This is a genomic window from Olsenella sp. An285, assembly GCF_002159625.1.
GTDB lineage: Bacteria > Actinomycetota > Coriobacteriia > Coriobacteriales > Atopobiaceae > Thermophilibacter > Thermophilibacter avicola.
This window is the reverse complement of the sequence record NZ_NFIZ01000006.1, coordinates 111,076-132,443: the sequence shown is the minus strand read 5'-3', so window position 1 is coordinate 132,443 and position 21,368 is coordinate 111,076. Positions and strand designations below refer to the sequence as shown.

General features: G+C 66.6%; 20 protein-coding genes. 7 read left to right on the top strand and 13 right to left on the bottom strand.

Going from position 1 to position 21,368, the window contains the following annotated elements:
- Nucleotides 1-225 precede the first annotated feature (225 nt).
- Nucleotides 226-483 (top strand): hypothetical protein, encoded by a 258-nt coding sequence (locus B5F79_RS05860; RefSeq protein WP_087218727.1) that lies wholly within the window; start codon nucleotides 226-228, stop codon nucleotides 481-483.
- 442 nt (nucleotides 484-925) lie between these two features.
- Nucleotides 926-1,399, top strand: a complete 474-nt coding sequence (locus tag B5F79_RS05855; RefSeq protein ID WP_087218724.1) for a flavodoxin — start codon at nucleotides 926-928, stop codon at nucleotides 1,397-1,399.
- Nucleotides 1,400-1,425: 26 nt separating this feature from the next.
- Here B5F79_RS05855 and B5F79_RS05850 read toward each other — a convergent pair whose 3' ends face one another.
- Complete coding sequence (locus tag B5F79_RS05850; protein ID WP_087218721.1) at nucleotides 1,426-2,460, bottom strand: YeiH family protein; 1,035 nt, start codon at nucleotides 2,458-2,460, stop codon at nucleotides 1,426-1,428.
- A 117-nt stretch (nucleotides 2,461-2,577) separates the two neighbouring features.
- Between B5F79_RS05850 and B5F79_RS05845 the strand changes: the two genes are divergently transcribed.
- Together B5F79_RS05845 and B5F79_RS05840 are read left to right on the top strand one after the other, a co-directional pair.
- On the top strand, nucleotides 2,578-3,453 hold the full coding sequence (locus B5F79_RS05845; protein ID WP_087218719.1) for a LysR family transcriptional regulator: 876 nt from the start codon (nucleotides 2,578-2,580) through the stop codon (nucleotides 3,451-3,453).
- 36 nt (nucleotides 3,454-3,489) lie between these two features.
- Nucleotides 3,490-4,329 (top strand): YitT family protein, encoded by an 840-nt coding sequence (locus B5F79_RS05840; RefSeq protein ID WP_158094849.1) that lies wholly within the window; start codon nucleotides 3,490-3,492, stop codon nucleotides 4,327-4,329.
- A 71-nt stretch (nucleotides 4,330-4,400) separates the two neighbouring features.
- Here the strand turns inward: B5F79_RS05840 and B5F79_RS05835 are convergent, their stop codons facing one another.
- The 5 genes from B5F79_RS05835 to B5F79_RS05815 all read right to left on the bottom strand — a co-directional run bounded on the left by B5F79_RS05835 (nucleotide 4,401) and on the right by B5F79_RS05815 (nucleotide 9,732).
- Nucleotides 4,401-5,963 (bottom strand): helicase HerA-like domain-containing protein, encoded by a 1,563-nt coding sequence (locus B5F79_RS05835; RefSeq protein ID WP_087218713.1) that lies wholly within the window; start codon nucleotides 5,961-5,963, stop codon nucleotides 4,401-4,403.
- A 145-nt stretch (nucleotides 5,964-6,108) separates the two neighbouring features.
- Nucleotides 6,109-6,705 carry a class I SAM-dependent methyltransferase gene (locus B5F79_RS05830; RefSeq protein WP_087218710.1) on the bottom strand — a complete coding sequence of 199 codons (597 nt, stop codon included), beginning with the start codon at nucleotides 6,703-6,705 and terminating at the stop codon, nucleotides 6,109-6,111.
- The gene (locus tag B5F79_RS05825; protein WP_087218707.1) at nucleotides 6,698-7,324 is read right to left on the bottom strand and encodes a sugar O-acetyltransferase; all 627 of its coding nucleotides are present in this window, start codon (nucleotides 7,322-7,324) and stop codon (nucleotides 6,698-6,700) included. Before B5F79_RS05825 ends, B5F79_RS05830 begins: the two co-directional genes overlap by 8 nt.
- A gap of 450 nt (nucleotides 7,325-7,774) precedes the next feature.
- A complete protein-coding gene (guaA, locus tag B5F79_RS05820; RefSeq protein ID WP_087218704.1) occupies nucleotides 7,775-8,761 on the bottom strand; it encodes a glutamine-hydrolyzing GMP synthase in 987 nt (328 codons plus the stop codon).
- Between the two features lie 299 nt (nucleotides 8,762-9,060).
- Entirely contained in the window at nucleotides 9,061-9,732 is a 672-nt protein-coding gene (locus tag B5F79_RS05815) for a class I SAM-dependent methyltransferase (protein ID WP_087218701.1), read from the bottom strand.
- A gap of 88 nt (nucleotides 9,733-9,820) precedes the next feature.
- On the opposite strand from B5F79_RS05815, the gene B5F79_RS05810 reads away from it, so the two are divergent.
- A complete protein-coding gene (locus B5F79_RS05810; RefSeq protein WP_087218698.1) occupies nucleotides 9,821-10,504 on the top strand; it encodes a YoaK family protein in 684 nt (227 codons plus the stop codon).
- 45 nt (nucleotides 10,505-10,549) lie between these two features.
- Here the strand turns inward: B5F79_RS05810 and B5F79_RS05805 are convergent, their stop codons facing one another.
- The 5 genes from B5F79_RS05805 to B5F79_RS05785 form a co-directional block, all read right to left on the bottom strand.
- The gene (locus B5F79_RS05805; protein ID WP_087218695.1) at nucleotides 10,550-12,187 is read right to left on the bottom strand and encodes an MFS transporter; all 1,638 of its coding nucleotides are present in this window, start codon (nucleotides 12,185-12,187) and stop codon (nucleotides 10,550-10,552) included.
- Between the two features lie 65 nt (nucleotides 12,188-12,252).
- Nucleotides 12,253-13,218: a choloylglycine hydrolase gene (gene bsh / locus B5F79_RS05800; RefSeq protein WP_087218692.1), complete on the bottom strand. Its 966-nt coding sequence runs from the start codon at nucleotides 13,216-13,218 to the stop codon at nucleotides 12,253-12,255.
- Between the two features lie 152 nt (nucleotides 13,219-13,370).
- Complete coding sequence (locus B5F79_RS05795; protein WP_087218690.1) at nucleotides 13,371-14,936, bottom strand: alpha-amylase family glycosyl hydrolase; 1,566 nt, start codon at nucleotides 14,934-14,936, stop codon at nucleotides 13,371-13,373.
- A gap of 203 nt (nucleotides 14,937-15,139) precedes the next feature.
- Nucleotides 15,140-15,922 carry a 4Fe-4S binding protein gene (locus tag B5F79_RS05790; RefSeq protein WP_087218688.1) on the bottom strand — a complete coding sequence of 261 codons (783 nt, stop codon included), beginning with the start codon at nucleotides 15,920-15,922 and terminating at the stop codon, nucleotides 15,140-15,142.
- Between the two features lie 52 nt (nucleotides 15,923-15,974).
- Complete coding sequence (locus B5F79_RS05785; protein WP_087218686.1) at nucleotides 15,975-18,131, bottom strand: Tex family protein; 2,157 nt, start codon at nucleotides 18,129-18,131, stop codon at nucleotides 15,975-15,977.
- 275 nt (nucleotides 18,132-18,406) lie between these two features.
- Between B5F79_RS05785 and B5F79_RS05780 the strand changes: the two genes are divergently transcribed.
- Both B5F79_RS05780 and B5F79_RS05775 read left to right on the top strand, forming a co-directional pair.
- Nucleotides 18,407-19,060 carry a hypothetical protein gene (locus tag B5F79_RS05780; protein ID WP_087218683.1) on the top strand — a complete coding sequence of 218 codons (654 nt, stop codon included), beginning with the start codon at nucleotides 18,407-18,409 and terminating at the stop codon, nucleotides 19,058-19,060.
- 5 nt (nucleotides 19,061-19,065) lie between these two features.
- A complete protein-coding gene (locus B5F79_RS05775; protein ID WP_087218680.1) occupies nucleotides 19,066-19,374 on the top strand; it encodes a LytR/AlgR family response regulator transcription factor in 309 nt (102 codons plus the stop codon).
- A 25-nt stretch (nucleotides 19,375-19,399) separates the two neighbouring features.
- Here B5F79_RS05775 and B5F79_RS05770 read toward each other — a convergent pair whose 3' ends face one another.
- Both B5F79_RS05770 and B5F79_RS05765 read right to left on the bottom strand, forming a co-directional pair.
- Nucleotides 19,400-20,443, bottom strand: a complete 1,044-nt coding sequence (locus B5F79_RS05770; protein WP_087218676.1) for an alcohol dehydrogenase — start codon at nucleotides 20,441-20,443, stop codon at nucleotides 19,400-19,402.
- 119 nt (nucleotides 20,444-20,562) lie between these two features.
- Complete coding sequence (locus tag B5F79_RS05765) at nucleotides 20,563-21,360, bottom strand: ABC transporter permease subunit (RefSeq protein WP_087218673.1); 798 nt, start codon at nucleotides 21,358-21,360, stop codon at nucleotides 20,563-20,565.
- Nucleotides 21,361-21,368: the final 8 nt, after the last annotated feature.

The window sequence follows — 21,368 nt, the reverse complement described above, 5'->3', positions numbered from 1 at the left end:
CCACCCGAGAGGCATGGCGCGCCCCTGACGCCCCGCACCCGCAATCACCATGTTTCTGCGGACAAAATCGGCTGCTTTGGAGCCGGACCGTGTCCGCAGAAACATGGTGATTGCAGCTACAGCCGCACCGAGACGGGAGGGTGCACGAGTTTGCCATCAGAGCCGAACCTCGCCAACTTGGCGTATGATGGGTGGCATCGTTCTCACACCCCTGGGGAGGTTCCCATGGACATCGTGTCCATCGTTCTTGGCGTCGTTGCCCTTGCCACTGCATTCACGCCGTTCATCTGGCTACAGGTCATCGGGGGCTTTGTGGGTATTGCGGGCATCGTACTCGCGCGGAAGGCCAAGAAGGCGGACTATCGAAAGAGTCTCACCACGGCCATCGGCATGCTCTGCTCCGTCACCGGCACGCTTTTGTGCTTCCTCACGCCGGTGCTCTCGCTCCTGAGCAACGTTGTGCTCTTCTTCATGACGCGATAGAGAGCCCCGTCGCGCGGAGCGGTGATAGCCGAGCTCGTCCTGCCCGGCTCTTTCTGCAAAAGTGCCGTTCGGGCCAGTGACTTTATAGTCCAAATGCAAAACTGGCCTTCGGGCCGGTGGTTTTTCGCTTGTTGATTAAGGGCGGAACGCCGTTATCCCAGTTGGAAATATAAAAGACTTTACTGATTTCTGTCGATTTGTCCGAATGCGGCGGATTTCCACCGACCCGAAGGCAAGTTTTGCATCCATCACTCGGAACCACAGGCCCGAAGGCAGTTTTTGCATCCCCATACCTCTCTCGAGACCCGCGCTGCCCCAGCGGCGATACGAGGCTCGTCCTCTCTGTAATACTTTGGTGACGATTTGTTATTTATTTAGCTCGAGAGAATCGAGGAGCTACACTAACGATACGAATCTGATTGCCAACCAAAAGGAGCCCACCATGAGCAAGCTTGTCGCGTACTTCTCCGCCACCGGGACCACGGCTCGTGTTGCAGACGAGCTGGCCAGGGCAATTGGCGCCGACCTCTTCGAAATCATGCCCGAGCAGCCCTACACTGCCGCGGACCTGGACTGGCGTGACAAGGACAGCCGCAGCTCGCACGAGATGGACGACGAGTCGTGCCGCCCCGCCGTCGTAGGAAGCGTGGAGAACATGGCGGCCTACGACACCGTCTTCGTGGGCTTTCCCATCTGGTGGTACGTAGAGCCGCGCATCGTGGACACCTTCCTCGAGGCGTACGACTTCTCCGGCAAGACCATCATTCCGTTTGCCACGAGCGGCAGCAGCGGCCTTGGTAAGGCGCCGCAGCGCATGGCAACGCTCGCACCGGGTGCCACGGTCCTCGAGGGCAGGATGCTCAACGGCAACCCCGGCGCAGAGGAGCTTCGCGCCTGGGCGGAGAGCATCTGTTAATTGGGGACTGTCCCCAATTAACAGAGCTACCAGATGCCGAGGACGTGCTGCATGCCCAGGCTCACACATGCGATGGCGACCCAGCAGCAGAGGCCCATGAGGATGGGCTTGCCGCCCGTACGCACGAGCTTGACGATGTTGGTGTTGAAGCCGATCGCCGCCATGGCCATGACGATGAAGAACTTGGAGAGCTCCTTGATGGGGGCGGTCACGGCAGCAGGCAGCGCAAAGACAGTGGTCACGACGCTCGCCAGCACAAAGAACACGATGAAGAACGGAAAGGCGCGACGCAGGCTGAAGGTGCTCTTGGCCTCCCCGCCCGCGCGGCGGGCCTGACGCACCTGCCAGAACGCCAGCGCCAACGTGATGGGGATGATGGCCAGCGTGCGCGTGAGCTTCACGATGGTGGCGGAGTCGAGCGTGTTGGCGCCGGGGTGCATGCCGTCCCAGGCGGCAGCGGCGGCGGTGACGGAGGAGGTGTCGTTCACCGCGGTGCCCGCAAAGAGCCCGAAGCCCTCGTTCGTGAGCCCCAGCGCCCCGCCGAGCGTGGGGAACACGAGCGCGGCGATCACGTTGAAGAGGAAGATCACGCTGATGGCCTGGGCGATCTCCTCGTCGTCCGCCTCGATCACGGGCGCCGTGGCCGCGATGGCCGACCCACCGCAGATGGAGGATCCCACGCCAATGAGCGTGGAGATCTTTCCCGGGATGTTGAGTGCCCGGCACAGCACGAAGGACACCACGAGCGAGGTGGCGATGGTGGAGACGATGATGGGCAGCGACGTCATGCCCACCTGCGCGATCTGCGCCAGGTTGAGGCCAAAGCCCAGCAGAATGACGGCGTACTGAAGCACCTTCTTGGACGTGAACTTGATGCCGGCGGCAAGCGGCTCGCCCTTCTCGGCCGGCACCAGCAAGGCGAGCACCATGCCCAGGAGGATGGCGAAGACCGGGCCTCCCACGACCTCGAACTGCTTGCCCAGAAGCCATGCCGGCACGGCGATGACCAGCGCAAACAGCACGCCCCTCCACGTCTTTCCAAAGTCCTTGATAAGCTCCATGCGCAGACGTCCTCTCCTCGCTTGTTTCGACGAGATATAGCCTACTTCCAGCGGTTATAATTGATTCCCACCTATTGCTTATGTCTTCATAAGCAATTCTTTGCTTTAGGAGGCCGTATGCTGGACTATCGCGCGCACACGTTTCTTGCCGTGGTCCGCGCCGGCAGCTTCACGAGAGCGGCGGAGGAGCTGCACGTCACCCAGCCCGCAGTGTCGCAGCACATCAGACAGCTCGAGGCGCACTACGGCTGCACCCTCTTCTCCAAGACCGGCCGCGGCGTGGAGCCCACCGATGCCGGGCGTCTGCTCTACCAGGCGCTCGACGCAGAGAGAAACGACGAGGCGCGGCTGCGCGCCGAGCTCGACTCCCTGCGGGGCGAGAAGGACGCGCGCCCGCCCCTGCGCCTCGGCTGCACGAGAACCATCGCGGACTACGTGGCGCCGCGGCTGCTGGCTCGCCATCTCGTGCGGCACCCGGGCGAGCACGTCCTCATGCGGACGGGCAACACGGCCGAGCTGGTTGCGCTCATAGATGCCGGGGAGATTGACTTCGCCCTGGTGGAGGGCTATTTCGACCGTGGGGCCTTCGAGAGCGCGATCTTCTCGCGCGAGCCATACCTGGCAGTCGCCGCCTCCGGAGAGCAGACCGCGAGCATCACCTACCTTCTCGACCAGCGGCTCGTTCTTCGCGAGCCGGGCTCGGGCACGCGCGAGATCCTGGAGCGACACCTTGCGGCGCGCGACCTCTCAGTCGACGACTTCGCCGGCGCCATCGAGCTCGCGAGCATCCCCACGATCAAGGCGTGCGTTGCCGCCGGCGCGGGCGTGAGCTTCATGTACCGCGTCGCGGCGGAGGCGGAGCTTGCGCGCGGAGCGCTGGCAGACGTCACGCCGGCAGACTTTGCCGTCGAGCACGACTTCAGCCTCATCTGGCAGCGCGGCAGCCGCTATGCCGATCGCTATCGCTCCCTCCTCCGCGAATGGATAACATGACAAAGGGACAGTCCCTTTGTCATGTTACGGAGAGTCATGTCGCACAAGCTGATCAAGGTGGCGTCGCTGGCGCTCGGCAACCTGCTCGTGGCGCTTGCCGTCACCTGCTTCATCGTTCCGCACGGGCTCGTGCTCGGAGGGTCGACCGGCATCGCGCTGATAGTCACGCACGCCGCTCCCCTGCCCCTGTCGCTCGTGGTGTTTGTCATCAACGTCGCGCTCTTCCTGCTGGGCGCGGCCTTCCTGGGACGCTCGTTCGCGGCGTCGACCATCTTCAGCACGATCGCCTACCCGCTTGCCATGTCCGTCCTCGAGACGCTCCCCCTCGACCAGCTCACCCAGGAACCCATGCTCGCCGCCGTCTGCGCCGGAGCTCTCATGGGCGCGGGCGCCGGGCTCATCCTGCGCGCGGGCGGCTCGACGGGCGGCAGCGACGTCATCGCCCTTGTTGCGCACAAATACCTGCACGCCAGCGTCTCGGCGCTGCTCTGGTCGATCGACGCCTGCGTCATAGCGGGGCAGATCCCCTTCTCCAACTTCGAGCAAACGCTCCTGGGCGTGCTCTCCCTCACGCTGCTCACCATCGTGATGAACCGGGTCATGGTCATGGGCCGCTCGCAGGTCCAGCTGCTCATTTTCTCCTCCGAGCACGAAAGGATTCGCGAGAAGATCATGGGCGAGCAGGATGCGGGCGTCACCGTGATACCCGTCGAGCAGGGCTACACGCGCCAGGAAGGCCGGGCGCTGCTCAGCGTGATACCCCGACGCAAGCTCTGGGCCATCCGCGAGATGATTACCGACGTGGACCCTGCGGCATTCTGGGTCATCTCCGAGGTGAGCGAGATGCGCGAGCGCGACCTCAAGCGCCGAGCGTAGCGCTGACGGGGTAGGCCGACAAAGGGGACGGGTAGTTTGTCAGCCTACCCCATCCCCCTGTCACGTCCAGCCTAGCGGCGGCGACCGCCGAAGAGGTTGCGGGTGATCTGGCGCGTGGCCTCGCGGCCAAAGGTGCCAAAGATCTGGCCGGCGATCTTGCCGAGGCCCTTCATCATCTGCTCCTGCTGCTTCTCTCGCGCGCGGGCCTCACGCTCGGCTGCCTTCTCCGCCTCTCGCTCGGCCTTGGCGGCCTCCTTCGCCCTCAGCTTCTCGAGCTCGGCGCGCTCCTTCTCGAGGGCGGCACGCTCCTCGGCAAGGCGCTCAGCCTCCTCGTCCTTCTCGGCCTCCTCCTCCAGCTGCTCGAAGGCGCTCTCACGATCGACAGCATCGCCGTACTTGGCCATGAGGTCTGCCTGGGCGTCAAGCGCGGCCTTGAGGTCGGACTCCGGCGCCGCGGCCATGAGGCACTGCGGCGGCAGGATCTTGGCGCGCTCCACAACCTCGGGTTGGCCGTCCTCGTTGAGGAAGCTCACCAGCGCCTCGCCGGTGCCCAGCTCCAGGATGACGTCCTCGCTCTTGAACGCGGGGTTCTCGCGGAAGGACTCGGCCGCGGCGCGCACGGCCTTCTGCTCGGCCGGCGTGTAGGCGCGCAGGCCGTGCTGCACGCGGTTGGAGAGCTGGGCGAGCACCTCGTCAGGGATGTCGCTCGGGCTCTGCGTGATGAAGTAGACGCCCACGCCCTTGGAGCGGATGAGCTTCACGACCTGCACGATCTTGTCGAGCAGCTCGCCCGGCATGTCGTTGAAGAGCAGGTGCGCCTCGTCAAAGAAGAAGGCGAACTTGGGCTTGTCCAGGTCGCCGGCCTCGGGCAGGGTGTCAAAGAGCTCGGAGAGCATCCAGAGCAGGAACATCGCGTAGATTTGCGGGCTCTGGATGAGCTTGGCGGCGTTGAGGACGTTCACGTAGCCCTGGCCGTTGGGCGCACACGCGAACCACTCGGAGAGGTCGAGCGCCGGCTCGCCAAAGAAGACGTCGCCGCCCTCGTCCTCGATGGAGATGAGCTTGCGCAGGATGGCGCCCACGGACTGGCCGGAGACCTTGCCGTAGGTGGTCTCGTACTCCCTGGCGTTCTCCGCCACGTAGTTGAGCATCGAGCGCAGGTCCTTGAGGCCAATGAGCAGGAGGTTCTTGTCGTCCGCAATACGAAAGACGATGTCGAGCACGCCCTCCTGGACCTCGGTGAGCCCGAGCAGGCGCGAGAGGAGCGAGGGGCCCATGCCAGAGATCGTGATGCGCACGGGAATGCCCTGACCACCGAGCATGTCCCACAGGCGCACGGGGCAGCCCTCGTAGGTGAAGCCCTCGAGGCCGAACTTCTTGATGCGCTTCTGCATGTCCTCGGTGTCCTCGCCGGGGGCGCACATACCGGTGATGTCGCCCTTAACGTCGGCCATGAAGACGGGGACGCCCGCCTTGGAGAAGCCCTCCGCCATGACCTTGAGCGTCACAGTCTTGCCCGTGCCGGATGCGCCGGCGATGAGGCCGTGGCGGTTGGCCTGGTCGAGCAGAAGGCTTACGGGCTTGTTCTCGGGCTCGGCGCCCACGCCCATCCAGATGGCGTTGTCCTTGAGCATTGGTCCCCCTTGCGCGGCGTTGACAGGGTGAATATCCGCAGCTAAGCATAGCAGCCGAGAAGAACGTGCGCCCTCAACGCCAATTTGACGACAAGAGGGTTGCCTAAAAAGGGACGTGCCTGAAACGTGCAACTTTCTGCACGTTTCAGGCACGTCCCGTTTTGTGCAGGCGGCGGACGGTGTAGTGCTGCGGGCAGTCACCCGTCTCCCCCGGCAGGTCGAAGAAACCCTCGCGAAGGACGGTCCAACCAGTGCGCCCCAGGTAGGCGAGCCACTCGCCGTTGTCGGACATGTGCACGAGCGTCACGGGGCGAGCCGCCTCACGCTCGAGCCTGTCAAGGAAGGCCTCGAGCACCGGAGTGTCAAAGGGGTTGAAGAGGTAGACGTGCGTGTATCCCGCGAGCGGCAGGTCGAGCGCGCTGCCCGCCACCACGTTCACGCGCTCGTAGCGCGCGGACCATGCGGCAGCGTCCGCCGCGAGCCAAGCGTCCAGCTCAACGCCCGTCACGCGCCCGGGCAGCCCGGCTTCCACAAAGTACGCGAGCACGCGCCCGGCGCCGCAGCCGACGTCCAGCAGATGCGAGCCCTCGGAGAGGCCCACCGCGCCGAGGAGGTCCTCCAGCACGAAGTACGGCGTCGCCGTAGGGTCATGCGCGCCGGCCGCGGTATGTCGGCTCTTCTCGGCGCGCTCGAGGGAGCGCCCGGCAACCGCGACGTCTCGCCGGACATCCGCGTCACTCATCGAACCAGAGCCCCTCGGCCGCCTTGCCGTGGTCGTACGAGCGGTCGTCCTTCTCGTCAATCGCGCGCAGGATGCGGCACGGGTTCCCGGCTGCCACCACCACGGCGGGAACGTCGCGCGTGACCACGCTTCCGGCGCCCACAACCGAACCCTCGCCCACGGTCACGCCCGGGAGCAGCACGCACCCGGCGCCAATCCATGCGCCCGCGCAGATGCGCACGGGCTTGTTGTACTGCGCCTGCATCGCCCTCAGACGCGGCGAGACGGGATGCGTCCCCGTGCAGATGGTCACGTTGGGACCAATCATCACATCGTCCCCGATATAGATGGCGGCGTCGTCCACGAGCGTGAGCCCCATGTTGGCGTACACGCGATTGCCCAGGTGCAGGTTTGCCCCGCCCCAGTTGGCGCGGAGCGGGGGCTCGATCATGCAGCCCTCGCCCGCCTCGGCAACCATCCGCGCGAGCAGCTCGTCTCGCTCTGCCATGCTGCCGAACGGTAGGCGGTTGTAGACATCCAGAAGATCGCGGCATCGTGCCTGCTCCTCAAAGAGCTCCGGGATGTTGCAGGCATAGAGGCGCCCGTCGGTCATTCGACGTCTGACTTCCTCGAGGTCCATCGGTTCTCCCGTCTGTCTTGCTCGGCCTCACTTCGCGCGAGCTTCTCCTTTGTTCCGGTGCGGGGCAGAGCGTCATGAGATCGGCAGCTGGGGCACAAAGTCCTCGGAGAGCGTCGTCGTATTATCGGCCAGGGCACGGAATCTGCTCGACGCGCGTGCCCGTACCCCCTCAATGGCGAGAAGAACCACAGGTCGCCCACGCTGCCGACCAGCTTTCCCCGTTAGCGACTCCGCCATGGGCAGCTCTTCGCATGCCACGAGCCCCAAAACCGCAACGCGCCTTCCAGAATCCGCGCCCTGGCCGCAATACCCGCGACGCGACTTCATCCGGAGGGCGCGCGGCGGTCCGATTGGCCGAACGAGGGGCTCCGTCTCAGCTGAACGGAGCCCCCAAAATAAAACGTATTCTAGAGATTATTTATGTTCTATAATGTATCTTTCTATTAAAAGTTACTCCCACTCGATGGTACCGACGGGCTTGGGCGTGAGGTCGTAGGTCACGCGGCAGATGCCCGGCACCTCGGCGAGGATTCGGTCGGTGATCTTCTTGAGAAGCGCCCAGTCGAGCTCGGGGACCGTGGCGGTCATCGCGTCGACGGTGTTGACGGCGCGGATGATGGCCGGCCAGTCATAGGCGCGCTTGCCGTCGCGCACGCCGGTGGCGCGCATGTCCGGCACCACGACGAAGTACTGCCAGACCTTGCCGGCAAGGCCCGCCTCCGCAAACTCCTCGCGCAGGATGGCGTCGGCCTCGCGCAGCGCCTCCAGGCGGTCGCGGGTGATGGCGCCGAGGCAGCGCACGCCGAGGCCCGGGCCGGGGAACGGCTGGCGCTCGACCATGCCCTCGGGCAGGCCCAGGGCGCGACCCACCACGCGAACCTCGTCCTTGAAGAGCAGCCGAACGGGCTCGACGAGCTCGAACTGCAGGTCATCGGGCAGGCCGCCCACGTTGTGGTGGGCCTTCACGCCGTCAGACTCCACGATGTCCGGGTAGATGGTGCCCTGCGCGAGGAAGTCGACGTCGTCGGCGACCTTGCGGGCCTCCTCCTCGAAGACGCGGATGAACTCGGCGCCGATGATCTTGCGCTTGCGCTCGGGCTCGGCCACGCCGGCCAGCAGGTCGAGGAAGCGGTCGGTGGCGTCGACGTAGACGAGGTTGGCGTCCATCTGGTTCTTGAAGACGTCGACGACCTGCTCGGACTCGCCCTTGCGCATGAGGCCGTGGTTGACGTGCACGCAGATGAGCTGCTTGCCGATGGCCTTGATCAGCAGGGCCGCAACCACGGAGGAGTCCACGCCGCCGGAGAGGGCGAGAAGCACCTTCTTGTTGCCGACCTGCGCGCGAACGGCCTCGACCTGCTCGTCGATGAAGGCCTGCGCCAGCTCGGGGGTGGTGATGCGCGCCATGTCGTCCGGGCGCTTGTTGGGAAGGTCCATGCGAGACTCCTTTGCTCGGGGCTTCAGGTAAGACGATTGTACCGCGGCCGCATAACGAGAACTTCGTGACAAACGCAGAGGTCACGCGCGCTCCGGCGAAACCTCATCCGCAAGACGGCGCCGTCGGAGAGGCCCTCACATGTGTAGGGTATTTCCTGGGCGCCCCGTCAAGTATCACCTGAGGAGTAGCAATTGATCTAGCTGCGGAATTCTCAGAATTCATAAGCAGTGTATTTGGGAATCCCCTGACGAAGTACCCTACAAACGAGACTCCCTGCCAGAGAGGGTGCCCGACGGCGTCAGTCGCGCGACGGAACCAAGACGTCGTAGCGCACGGCCTTGCCGGAGACCTGGTAACTGGGCCTGGCCCCCGCGAGCAGCGGCCCCTTGGGCGGCCGTTTGATCACGACCTTGCGCGGGCGGGCGGCGAGCGCGGCCTCCACGAGCTCCTCCTCGTTGTCGCACGGCCTTTCCAGATGGTGCAGGAGCTGGAACTTCTTCTTCACCGCGGCGCTCTTGGTCCGCTCGGGGAACATGGGGTCAAGAAACACGACGTCGGGCGAGAAGCCCAGGTAGCGCAGGCCCGCAACGGAGTCGCCCTCCACGAGCGTCATGCGCTTCGCGACGGGCGCAAGCTCCGGCACCCGCGCCGCGCGCTCCAGGGCGTCGCGCAGAATCGCGGCGATCACCGGGTCCTTCTCGAACATCGTGACCACGAAGCCGGCCGCCGCAAGGAGCAGCGCGTCTTCCCCCAGCCCGGCCGTGGCGTCCACCGCGCTCGGCGCCTCGACGCCACGCACGCGCGCGGCGCGGACGAGCAGCTCCCTGCCCAGGCGGTCCGGCCTCAGGCGAGGAAGAAGCCGCACGAAGTCCGCGCGCAGCACCATGCCGTCGCCCACGAGCGCGAGGCCCTCGGCGTCACGCCGCAGCTCGAGGTTCTTCTCGCCCTCCGCCCGCTCGCCAGTGCCCATTGTGTTTCCCTCCCGCAAACTGTGCCGCCGCGCACGCGATTTGCTCTAGCATGACACGCGATCGGGACGGAGTCGAGCGGAGAGTGACATGGGAGAGACAGCGGCGATCGAGCAGGCGGGAAAGACGAAGGTGCCCGTGAGGCTGGGCCTCACGGTCATCTGCGCGGGCGGGTTCATGGACGCGTACTCGTACCTGCTGCACGATCACGTCTTTGCCACGGGGCAGACCGGAAACATCGTTCTTCTGTGCATGAACCTCGCAGAGGGGCAGTGGATTGGCGTGGCGCACTATCTTGTCTCGATCCTTGCCTTTGTCCTGGGAATCATGCTCTCGCGTCACGTCCTCGTACGCGTCCACGGCCGCGCGACCCACCGCATGCAGCGATGGGTCGCGGTCTTTGAGGCAGTTGCGTTTGCCGCGATGGCCGTTCTGCCCGCCTGGGTCCCTGACCTCCTGGTGAACAGCGCCATCGCCTTCTGCGCCGCCGTCTCCTACGAGAACTTCCGGCAGTTTGGGACCAAGTCCGCGTACGCGAGCGTCTTCTGCACCGGCAACCTGCGCTCCTTTGGAGAGACCCTCTATGACGGACTCTTCGAGAAGGACCGTCACGAGCTGCACCGCTCTGCCCGCTATGCGGGGCTCGTGGCGTCCTTCTGCGTGGGCGCGGTCGCGTGCAAGTTCCTCATCGACGCCACGGGGCAGCTCGCCTGCCTGGCGATAAGCGCGCTCTTCCTGCTCTCGCTACGCTTCATCGCGGACCCGGAGGCCTGACGGGGGCGAAGCGCGTCGCTGCCCCGCCCCCGCAGCCGCGCCTCGTCACGCCGCGGCATGGCCTCCCTTCTCGAACGTCGTGATCAGGGGCGTGGTGGCAAGGCCGAGCAGGACGATGACGCCGCCCACGGCATACGCCACGCGCGTCGAGTCAAAGCGCGCCTGGGCATCGATCTTGACGAGCTTCTCCCTGTCTGCGGAGGACATGGGGATGTCCTTGATCTGCTGCTCGAACTCCTCGTTGCTGCCGAGGTTGACGCTCATACTGGAGACGGCCTCGTGCACCTCGGGCGAGAGCGAGAGGTCTGCCGCGACGCCGGACCTCACCGTGTTGGTGATGCCAAAGAGCAGCACTGCCCCCAGCAGCGCCACGCCCACGGCCTGGCCCACGTTGCGCATGGTGCTCTGGATGCCGCCGGACTGAGAGGCGTCACGCTCGGGCAGGGCGGCCGCTACGACGTTGCTGGCATGAGAGGCAACCGTTCCCGCGCCCACGCCGGCGAGGAACGCGCCGAGGTAGACGCCCGCCGTGTTGGCGCCGTCGAGCGTGACGGAGAGCGCCATCACGCCGAGGGCGAGCGCCATCGCCACGTACCCCGCCTGGATGACGTGACGCGGGTTGGCGTGCGGAGCGAGCTTGGGGATGCCCAGCGAGAGGGCAAAGGTGGGGATGCCGGTGACGATGGAAATCGTGCCCACGTCGATGGGCGACCATCCGGCAACGAGCTGCAGGTAGGGTGCCATGAGGATGGACTGGGCGCCCATGAAGAAGAACATGAGGGCGTTGGCGGTGAGGCCGGCAAGAACCTGGGGAGTCTTGAGGAAGGAGCTGGGGAGAAGGGCGATGCCGTTCTTCTCCTCCACGCCCCGCTCCACGCGCACGAGCACGACGAGCACCACGATGCCGCACGCCACGGCGGGCAGCGCCGGGGAGATGCCAAAGACCGTGAAGGGGCATCCCTCGAAGGGCTCGACGAGGCCCCAGCTGGAGATGCTCGAGAGGCCAACGAGCACGAGGAAGAGCCCAAGGGCCGCAAGCGCCACGCCCACGCCGTCAAAGGGGAGCTTCTCCCTGGTGTTGGCGGTGTGCGGGAGGCGCAGCGAGAGCGCTGCCACCACGAAGAAGTACGCCCCGAGCACGAGGAAGGTCGGGCGCATGCCCGCGGCCTCCATCACCACGCCCAGGATGAGCGGCAGCACGGCGGAGAGTCCCGAGGCAGCACCGATGCAGCCAAAGGCGACCATTCGGTTATGCCCCTGATAGAGCAGCGGAATCATGCCGAGAACCGAGGGGACGAGCAGACTCGCGCCCAGACCAACGAGCACGCGGCCGACCCAGATGAAGACCACCATGTTGGGCGAGAAGGCAAGGACCGCCTCGCCCAGGGCGCAGACGAGGGCTCCCGTTCGGAACGTGCGCGCCCACCCAAAGATGGTGCCGAGAAGACCGCCCGCGATCATGAACGCCCCGCCCACGAGCGGGTAGATCATGTTGGCGAGCTGGATGTCAGAGGTCGTGGCGCCCAGGTCCGTGGTGAGCGCGGACGCGGCGAGCGAGAGGGCGCCGTTGTCGCCCGTCGTTCCCATCTGGGCGAGGATCAGTATGACTATGGGCAGGACCAGGAAGCGCTCTCTCGACGCAGACGCTCCCACGGGCCCCACGCTGACGGAAGGGCTGTGCATGGTTACTCCTAGTTTGTCTGAGGGCGGGCCAAGGGGGAGCGCCCCTCTTGGCCCCTATCGACCGATTACGCGGCGGGCTCCACGACTACCGGGACGGATCCGTTCATGTTGCACGAGGCAAGCGGGTACGCCTTGATCTCCAGGTCGTCATAGGCGGCGTGATAGTAGGTGAGGCTCGCGGCGGAGAAGCAGCTCGTGTAGAGCGTCCGCTCAAAGGAGCCGTCCGCCATCTGGGCGCACCCGTCCGGAACCGCAACGGACCCCAGCGTGCGGAAGAGACGCGTCACGTTCTGTCGCTCGTCCTCCTGGTCGGGGTAGTGAGCGTTGACGAAGGCCGCCTTCACAAAGCGAGAGGGACCGCTGTAGTCCCCGGGAATCCCGTGCATGCCCATGCCGGAGCCAAATGCGGGGAGCTGGGCGCGACCCCACGATGCGGGCGCGGGCTCGCCGTCGCTGAGCGTGAGGTAGTTGCGCAGGTTGGTGCGCTGCCAGCCAAAGTCGGGCTCGTTCGTGAGGACGTCGACGTCGTTCTCCCACATGCGCAGGCCCTCCTCCAGGCACTCCACGACCACGCTGCCCGTGGCGTCGCCGATGATCCAGTGGAGATTGGCAACGGGAAGCTGCTCGCTCACCGGCTTCGCCACGATGACGACGCGCTTCAGCGCCTCGCGCACCTCTTCGAGCGACGAGAAGTTCCGGGCGACCCAGAACGGGAACTCGTAGGCGGCGACGTTGATGGCGCCGTGCACGTGCTCGCTCGCGTAGCGCGCGCTCTGCGGGAAGTTGAGCCCCGCCACGGCCAGGCCCGCCTCGTTCCCACAGTCAAAGTAGAGCGGCACGCCCTCCGCGACGATGCCCATCCCTATGACGGCATAGCCGCGCTCGAGATCCTCCAGGCGCTCGAAGGCGGACGGCACCTTCGCGGCAGGTGGCGTCATCACCACGCGCTCGCCGTATCCCTGAGTCCAGTCAAGGTTGCGGCCGAAGTACATAGCTCCGGAGGTACTGGTAAAGCGGATGCCCGTGCACATGGGGCGACCCCTTCCCTGCCCCGTCGGCGGCGCCGGCCGGGCACGTTGGATGTAGATAGCCCTCTCCTACCCGCTTTTACCAGCCAAAATCATGTTAGCTTTCTCTAATTCTTTCAGCTTTGTGCGTATGTAAATTGGGGGCTGTCCCCAATTTACATACGGAGCTCGAAGAAGGTGGCGCTCTCGGCGGGCATGCGCAGGACGCCGTCTGTGAGCTCGCACCTCTCGCCCAGCGCGTAGAGCTCGCGGGCGGGCTCGAAGCCGCACGGAACCTCGACGGGGCGACCGGACGGGTTGAGCGCGCAGAGCACGCGCTGACCGCCCTCGCCGCGCTCCGCGCGCAGGTAGATGAGCGGATACGCGTTCTTCTCGACATAGACGAAGTCGACCGAGGCGTTCACGCCCAGCGCCGGCACCTCCCGGCGCAGCGTGGCCAGCCGCTGGACCTCGTGCCAGAGCGAGGAGTCGTCGGCCATCTGCGCGGCGACCGTCGGGGCGTCGTCACCGAGATCCTGGGGGATGTAGAGCTCGTCGGCCTGCGCGTCGGAGAAGCCGAAGTTGGGCTCCGCCGCGTCCCACTGCATGGGCGAGCGCGCGCCCGTGCGCTGGTAACCACCCTCGACGGAGGTCACGTCCAGATGACGCATGCCGATCTCGTCGCCAGCGTAGACGAAGGGGCACCCGGGCATGGACATGATGAAGGCAAACGCCATCTTCATCTCCTCCGGGTCCAGGAACTTGCGCATGCGGTCCATGTCGTGGTTACCGGACGGGATGCACATGAGGCCACGCCCGTCCGTGAGCTCCATGTTGCGCCGGTAGGTCGCCACGAACTCGCTCGCGTTGCCCGCGCCCTCGCGCGCGAACCACGGGTGCTCGCAGCGGAAGAGGTCCATGTAGTGCGAGGTGCCAAACTGGAGCAGGAAGTCCATGTGGAACCCGGCGCGGATGGTCTTGTCCGGCTCGCCCCACTCGGAGATGAGGACGGCATCGGGGTACGTGGCGTCGAGGAACGCGCGCATGTCCTGCCAGAGGGCGATCGTGCCCTCCTGCTGCGGGTCGTTCTTCACGAGCGAGCCGGCCATGTCCACGCGGAAGCCGTCGCAGCCACGCTCGAGCCAGAAGGCCATGACGTCCTTCATGGCCTGGCGCGTGGCGAGGGCCTCGGGCGAGTCCATCGCGCTCTGCCAGGGCTCGGTCACGTTGTAGAAGCCGTAGTTGAGCGCCGGCTGGAAGGCGAAGAAGTTCACGGCCACGGCACCGTTGCGCTCGGCGATGCCGCGCAGGACGCCGTTCACGCCCGGCACGTCTCCCACGGGCGTCCAGACGTCGTCGGTCCAGACGTAGCGGCCGGAGTACTCGTTCTTCTGGGCGCGACAGGACTCCTTGAACCACGGGTGCTCAATCGAGGTGTGGCCGGGCACCAGGTCGAGAAGAACGTGCATGCCACGGGCGTGGGCCTCGGAAAAGAGGCGCTCGAGGTCCTCGTTGGTGCCGTAGCGCGGGGCCACCCGGCAGTAGTCCGCCACGTCGTAGCCCGCGTCACCGAAGGGCGAGACGAAGCAGGGGTTGAGCCAGAGGGCGTTGCAGCCGAGCTCGCGCACGTAGTCGAGCTTCTCGATGATGCCCTGGAGGTCACCGATGCCGTCGGCGTTGGTGTCGTTGAAGCTCTGCGGGTAGATCTCGTAGAAGACGGCGTCGTCAAGCCAGCTGCCCATGCGGCTCCCCTCTCCCGTTTCCAGAATTGGAAACGTTTCCAATTTGTCGCTGTTTTTATTATCTCACGCGACTTTCTCTCTGTCCACAAGACTTTTTGTCCGTCCGATTTGCATGCTTTGCACGCTTTGGGACGTGCCTGAAACGTGCAAAAACTTGCACGTTTCAGGCACGTCCCAAAGCGTGCAAAGCATGCGAGCCTCATTTACAGAAGCAGGTAGGACTCCTGGCGGGCGGCGCAGCGCACGGCAAACGCGGCACGAGCCGCGGCGAGGGCGGCTCCCCCGCCTATCTTGCGCGCGCCCGCCGGACACGCCGCCACGCAGCGCATGCAGGAGACGCAGAGCTCCGCGTTGGTCTCGCGCGGGTTCGCCGCGACGATGGCGCCCGTGGGGCACTGCGCCGCGCACGTGCCGCAGGACGTGCAGGCGGCGGGGTCCGCCTCGGGACGGAAGGGCACGCCACCAAAGTCGCGGTACGGGCGGTTGCCGGGAACGTCCGCGAGCTCCGCCGCTCGGACGTCCGCGGCAGCGAACAGCTTTGCCATGACCTCGTGCGCGAGCGAGTCCACGACGCCCAGGTCCTTCTCGTCCGGGCGCCCCTCCGCAACGTTGACCATGAGGGAGTGGTGCGCCACAACGGCGCCTGCCGCCACCGGGACAAAGCCCCGCTTGCGCACGAGGTCCGCCAGCTCGAGGAACGTGTCGTCCACGGCGCGGTTTCCGTACGTGACAAGAAGGACGGCCGGCGTGTCGCCCCCCACGCAGCGCGAGATGCGCTCGACCATGGGCGCGGGTACGCGCCCGCCGTACGACGGAACGGCAAAGACGGCCAGGTCACCCGGCTCGAACATGGGGACCTGCGCCCCCTGCGGCGTGACGTCTACCACCTCGTGCGGCACGCCGCACCCACACGCGAACCGTTCCGCCACCGCACGCGTCGTCCCGGCACCGCTGAACACGAACGCCCTCACCCCGGACACGTCCATCCCGTCTCCCCTCTCCTACATAACATGACAAAGGGACTGTCCCCTTGTCATGTTACTTGCCGGGAACCATGGTGAGCGAGATCTTTCCGCGGTCGCGGTCCACGCGCTCGACCCACACCTTGACGGTGTCGCCCACCGCCACAACGTCGCTCGGGTGCTTGACAAAGCGCCGCGCCAGCTTGGAGATGTGCACGAGGCCGTCCTGGTGCACGCCCACGTCCACGAACGCGCCAAAGTCCACGACGTTGCGCACGGTGCCCGTGAGTTCCATGCCGGGCTGAAGGTCGTCGATCGAGAGCGCTGCGCGGCTGAAGACCACCTCGGGAGCGTCGTCGCGCGGGTCGCGCCCGGGCTTCTCCAGCTCGGAGACAATGTCGAGGAGGGTCATGATGCCGCAGTCGAGCTCCCCGGCAAGCACGCCCACGCTGCCCAGGCGCTGCTGGATGTCGGGGATGCCGCCGCGCGCGAGGTCCTTCTCGGTCACGCCGGCCCGCTCGAGCACCGCCGTCGCCACCGCATAGCTCTCCGGATGCACCGCCGTGGCGTCCAGCGGGTTCTTGCCCCCGTTGATGCGGAGGAAGCCGGCGCACTGCTCGTAGGCCTTGGGACCGAGCTTTGAGACCTTCTTGAGCTGGCGACGGTCCGTGAAGGGGCCGTTCTCCTCGCGGTAGGCCACGATGTTTCTCGCCACGGCGCTCGTGATGCCGGAGACGTAGGAGAGCAGGCTCGCGCTCGCGGTGTTGACGTCCACGCCCACGCGGTTGACCACGTCCTCCACCACGTAACCCAGCGTGCGCGCAAGCTCCGTCTGGTCGAGGTCGTGCTGGTACTGGCCCACGCCAATGGACTGGGGCGGAATCTTCACGAGCTCGGCGAGCGGATCCTGCAGGCGCCTGCCCAGGCTCATGGCGCCGCGCGTGGTGACGTCGAGGTCGGGGTACTCCTGGCTCGCGAGCTCGGAGGCGGAGTAGACCGAGGCACCGGCCTCGTTGACGATGGTGTAGCGCAGCTCCGGTGCGGACTCGGCGATGAAGTCGGAGACGACCTCCTCGGTCTCGCGGCTGGCGGTGCCGTTGCCTATGACGATGGTGTTGATGCCGTACTTGGCCGTGAGGCGCGCGAGCTCGCGCTTGGTGCCCGCCACGTCGCGGCGCGGCACCGTGGGGTAGACCACGCCGTGGTCGAGCAGGGTGCCGTACTCGTCAAGCACCGCCACCTTGCAGCCCGTTCGGAAGCCTGGATCGAGCGCGATCACGCGCGCGCCGCGCACCGGTCGCGCGGAGAGGAGGCTCTCGACGTTCTTAGCAAAGACGCTGATGGCGTCCGTCTGGGCGCGCACCGTGAGGCGGGCGCGGACCTCGCGCTCGAGCGAGGGAGCCATGAGGCGCTTGTAGCCGTCCGCGATGGCGGCGTCCAGCACCGGGGCAAAGACGCCCTGGCGGCGCGGCCAGCGGCTCCCCAGACGCGCCACGGCCGCCTCGGCGTCTACGCGAACGCGAACGCGCAGCTTCTCCTCGCGCTCGCCGCGGTCGATCGCGAGCACGCGGTGGTTGGGGATCTTGTGCGCGGGCTCGGCGAAGTCGTAGTAGGGCTCGTAGGGGGTCTTCTCGTCGGGGTTCACGGCAACGGACACGATGTCGGCCGTGTTCTCGGTGAAGGCGCGAAGGTCGGCGACGTTCTCGGCGTCCTCGGCCACCGTCTCGGCCACGATGTCGGCTGCGCCTGCAAGCGCCTTCTCGGGCGTGTCGAATCCGGCCTCCGCCGCCTCGGGCGTCACGAAGGGCGCCGCGGCGTCGAGTGCCGAGCCCTTGGTTGCGACCTGCATGAAGATCATGTTGGCGAGCGGCTCGAGGCCGGCCTCGCGCGCCTTCTGCGCGCGCGTCATGCGCTTCTTGCGGAAGGGCTTGTAGAGGTCCTCCACGCGCTGGAGCTGCGTGGCGGAGCGGATCTGCTCCTCGAGCTCGGGCGTGAGCTTGCCCTGGGCACCAATGAGGAGAAGGACGTCCTCCTTGCGCTGCTCGAGGTTGCGCAGGTACGCGAGGCGCTCGTCGAGCGTGCGCAGGGCGATGTCGTCCATGCCGCCCGTTGCCTCCTTGCGGTAGCGGGCGATGAAGGGGATGGTGTTGCCCTCGTCGATGAGCTTGACGGCGGCCTCGACCGCCTCTGGCCTGAGGCCAAGCTCCTCAGCTAGCGTGGCGATGATGTCCATGTGTGGCTCCCTCGGTCGGGTGCGTGGGTGCGATAGTGCAAGGTTCCCTAGGATACCCGAAGCAGCCCGCTCAGTGAGAAGCACGCCGCTCCTTGCAAAGGGGACAGTCACTTTTGCACGTACAAAGCGTGCAAAAGTGACTGCCCCCTTTGCACGGCCCCCTCGCTCCGGAGGCACCTCCCCTCCCGGGCTCAGGCGCCCTGTCGTTCGTGCCAGGCAGCGCTTGAGGCGTGACACCCCGCGGTATCCCCTCTGCAAGGAGAAGGGGGGCTGCCATGAAGTCGTTTGTCATAGGGCACGAATGCTCGAGAAGAACCGTCGCGCTCGTCACGGCCGTCTCCGCGCTTGCAGCCGCGGCGGCAGCCTGGGGCGGCACGGGCTTTCAGAGCAGGCCTCCTTTCGACGCGCTCCCCCTCGACCCGTGGATGCGCGGCATCGCGGGCGCGCTCGTCTGCCTCGCGCTCGGGGCGCTCGCGCTCCAGCAGGTCGTGCTGGGCTCGGAGCGCTGGGAGCTCACCAAGAAGAGCCTGCGCTATCGCTCCGTCACCCAGCGCGCGGGCTTCCTGCGCTACGCGGGCAGCCTGCTTGCCGGACGCGAGCCGGAGCCCGACGTTCTTCTTGCAATCGCGGCGATCCGGCGCGTCGAGCTGCGCTGGCGGCGCCAGGTCGTGAGCTTCGCCGCGGCGGGAGGCCTGCCCTCGCTCTCCTACCCCGTGACCGTACGCATGACCCTGGACGACGGCACGACCGTCGAGTTTTCCGGCCTCGAGCGCGACCCCGCCACACTGGGCGCGGCGCTTGCGTGGCTAAAAGGGCTGTCCAACGTTGTGCTCGTCGATCCCGACCGTCTGCTCGATGAGATGCTCGACCCCTCCCAAAGCCTCTACGACCACCTCGCGCGACTCGACGCCACCCGGGACGAGAGGTGAGCGCCATGACCACGACGAACCCCGCCGAGCGCGGCATCACCGTCCAGGCGGGCCGCTCCCTCGCCCGCATCCCGCTCGAGAGCGTGCTCTACCTTGAGGCCCGGCTGCACTACGTGGTCATCCACGCGCGCTGCAGCACGTTCCGCGTGCGCGGCAGAATCTCCGACTTCGAGCAAGAGCTCGCAGGGGCGGGCTTCACGCGCATCCACCGGGGCATCGTGGTAAACGATGCCGCCGTGGCGCAGCGATCGTCGCACGCGGTTGACCTCATAACCGGCGAGCAGCTTCCCGTTGGGCGCACGCACCGCCCCTAGCTGGGAGGGCTCGGCTCGTCCCGTGCTACGGGGTGATGACGACCTTGAGGCAGCCGTCCTCGCGGGCCTCGAAGGCGCGGTAAGCCTCCAGGATGTCGCTCAGCGGGTAGCGCCTCGAGATAAGCAGGCTCGTGTCGAGTCTGCCCGCGGCGATGAGCTCCATCACCTCGCCCAGGCCGCACGCGTCCACGCCGCCCGTCTTGAACGTGAGGTTCTTGCCGTACATCTGCGGCAGCGGCAGCACCTGGTCTCGCTCGTACATGGCCGAGAGCACCACGACGGCGTTGGGACGGGCGATGCGCCAGGCCATCTCGAAGGTGTCCTCCCCGCCCGCAGCCTCGATCACGGCGTCCGCGCCGCGGCCGGAGGTCACCTCCCGCACAATGGCCTCCACCTCGTCGAGGTTCTTCTCGGCAGGGTTGATGACGACGTCCGCAAGTCCGCGCTCCCGCGCGAGCGCCAGGCGCGACTCGTCCACGTCGAGCGCAATGACGCGCCCCGGTCCTGCCAGACGCGCGCACATCATGGTGGTGAGGCCCACCGGCCCGGCGCCGATCACCGCGACGGCCGATCCGGGCTCGACCTCCGCGAGACGCGCTCCCCACCAGCCGGTGGCCAGGATGTCGCCCACGAAGAGCGCGTCCTCGTCCGAGACGCCGTCCGGGATGCGCGTGAGCGCGTTTTCCGCGTACGGCACGCGCACGTACTCCGCCTGGCAGCCGTCGATGGTGCAGCCCAGAAGCCAGCCTCCGTGCTCGCAGTTGTTGACCCAGCCGCGCCGGCAGAAGAAGCACTCGCCGCAGAAGGTCTCGCAACTCACGGCCACGCGATCTCCGGGCGAGAAGGACGTGACACCCAGGCCCGCCTCCTCGACCACGCCTACGAACTCGTGGCCGAGCACCGTGTCCGGGAGCGCCCGCGGCACCGCCCCGCGCAGGATGTGCAGGTCGCTCGTGCAGATGGTCGAGCGCGTCACGCGCACGATGGCGTCGCCGGGCTCGACGAGCCGCGGGCGGGGCCGGTCGACAAGCGCGATGGTGCCGTATCCGTCGTGCACGAGTGCCTTCATGGGAGCTCCTTGGATGCGCGGGTCATTGGGGGCATCGTAGCACGGTGCCGTCGGGCCCGCCCGGCTTCAAGCGTTCGGGGGGGCGTGGGATCGATCGGTTGAGTTACCCCAGTCGGCCCCTACACGCTCAGGTCACGGCGAGAGAAGGCGGCGGCCCCCAAGGCGACGAGCGCCACGCCCGTGGCCGCGAGCACGGCAGCGCCGGCAACGGAATCGGCATCCCCCGAGGCGACCCCGAGGGGGTCGAGAAGCGAGAGGGGCGTGACGTCGGCAAGCCAGGCAAGCTCGTCTCCCATCCCCGAGAGCATCTGGGCGAGGACGAAGAGCGTGCAAACGGCAACGCCCACCCACCTCGCGGCAGAGACGTTCGGGAGGACACAGGCCCCCACCCAGCACATGCCGGAGAGGAACAGCCACAGGCAGAACGTGGCCACGTTGACGGCGACGAGGTCGGAGGCGACAAGCTCGCCGGGGAACATGGCCTGGGCCGCAGCCAGCTCGAACGCCGTGAGCGCCACCACGAGAAGAACGAGGCAGAGAGCGAGGACGCCCGCCTGCGAGAGCACGAGCCGCGTGCGCCCCACGGGCTGCGCGAGCAGGTAGGCGATACTGCCGCGCTCGACGTGACGGACCACGAGCCGGCTGGTGAGCACCGCCACGAGAACGAGGGGAAACACCACGAGCAAAAAGCCGTGCAGGTAGTTGACGACGAACTCCAAAAGCGTCGTTCCCTGATCGGACATGCCGAAGGCGGCAAAGAGCTCGGGCATGGCGTCGCGCATGAGGGCAAGCGACTCGCCGAGCCGAGGATCGTACATGCCGATGATGACGCAGGCATAGAGAATCACCACCGCGGCGATGATTGCGGTCGGAAGCAGGCAGGAGCGCAACTCGTGCCTGAAAAGAGGAAGGATCATCGGAACCC

What these genes read in the sequence shown, in the direction of transcription:
- B5F79_RS05835 (WP_087218713.1), bottom strand. Translation starts at nt 5,963, where the DNA reads ATGCTCAAGGACAACGCCATCTGGATGGGCGTGGGCGCCGAGCCCGAG.
- B5F79_RS05845 (WP_087218719.1), top strand. Translation starts at nt 2,578, where the DNA reads ATGCTGGACTATCGCGCGCACACGTTTCTTGCCGTGGTCCGCGCCGGC.
- B5F79_RS05860 (WP_087218727.1), top strand. Translation starts at nt 226, where the DNA reads ATGGACATCGTGTCCATCGTTCTTGGCGTCGTTGCCCTTGCCACTGCA.
- B5F79_RS05805 (WP_087218695.1), bottom strand. Translation starts at nt 12,187, where the DNA reads ATGCACAGCCCTTCCGTCAGCGTGGGGCCCGTGGGAGCGTCTGCGTCG.
- guaA (WP_087218704.1), bottom strand. Translation starts at nt 8,761, where the DNA reads ATGGACCTTCCCAACAAGCGCCCGGACGACATGGCGCGCATCACCACC.
- B5F79_RS05825 (WP_087218707.1), bottom strand. Translation starts at nt 7,324, where the DNA reads ATGGACCTCGAGGAAGTCAGACGTCGAATGACCGACGGGCGCCTCTAT.
- B5F79_RS05830 (WP_087218710.1), bottom strand. Translation starts at nt 6,705, where the DNA reads ATGAGTGACGCGGATGTCCGGCGAGACGTCGCGGTTGCCGGGCGCTCC.
- B5F79_RS05770 (WP_087218676.1), bottom strand. Translation starts at nt 20,443, where the DNA reads ATGAAGGCACTCGTGCACGACGGATACGGCACCATCGCGCTTGTCGAC.
- B5F79_RS05815 (WP_087218701.1), bottom strand. Translation starts at nt 9,732, where the DNA reads ATGGGCACTGGCGAGCGGGCGGAGGGCGAGAAGAACCTCGAGCTGCGG.
- B5F79_RS05855 (WP_087218724.1), top strand. Translation starts at nt 926, where the DNA reads ATGAGCAAGCTTGTCGCGTACTTCTCCGCCACCGGGACCACGGCTCGT.
- B5F79_RS05850 (WP_087218721.1), bottom strand. Translation starts at nt 2,460, where the DNA reads ATGGAGCTTATCAAGGACTTTGGAAAGACGTGGAGGGGCGTGCTGTTT.
- B5F79_RS05785 (WP_087218686.1), bottom strand. Translation starts at nt 18,131, where the DNA reads ATGGACATCATCGCCACGCTAGCTGAGGAGCTTGGCCTCAGGCCAGAG.
- B5F79_RS05795 (WP_087218690.1), bottom strand. Translation starts at nt 14,936, where the DNA reads ATGGGCAGCTGGCTTGACGACGCCGTCTTCTACGAGATCTACCCGCAG.
- B5F79_RS05840 (WP_158094849.1), top strand. Translation starts at nt 3,490, where the DNA reads ATGTCGCACAAGCTGATCAAGGTGGCGTCGCTGGCGCTCGGCAACCTG.
- B5F79_RS05790 (WP_087218688.1), bottom strand. Translation starts at nt 15,922, where the DNA reads ATGGACGTGTCCGGGGTGAGGGCGTTCGTGTTCAGCGGTGCCGGGACG.
- bsh (WP_087218692.1), bottom strand. Translation starts at nt 13,218, where the DNA reads ATGTGCACGGGCATCCGCTTTACCAGTACCTCCGGAGCTATGTACTTC.
- B5F79_RS05780 (WP_087218683.1), top strand. Translation starts at nt 18,407, where the DNA reads ATGAAGTCGTTTGTCATAGGGCACGAATGCTCGAGAAGAACCGTCGCG.
- B5F79_RS05810 (WP_087218698.1), top strand. Translation starts at nt 9,821, where the DNA reads ATGGGAGAGACAGCGGCGATCGAGCAGGCGGGAAAGACGAAGGTGCCC.
- B5F79_RS05775 (WP_087218680.1), top strand. Translation starts at nt 19,066, where the DNA reads ATGACCACGACGAACCCCGCCGAGCGCGGCATCACCGTCCAGGCGGGC.
- B5F79_RS05765 (WP_087218673.1), bottom strand. Translation starts at nt 21,360, where the DNA reads ATGATCCTTCCTCTTTTCAGGCACGAGTTGCGCTCCTGCCTGCTTCCG.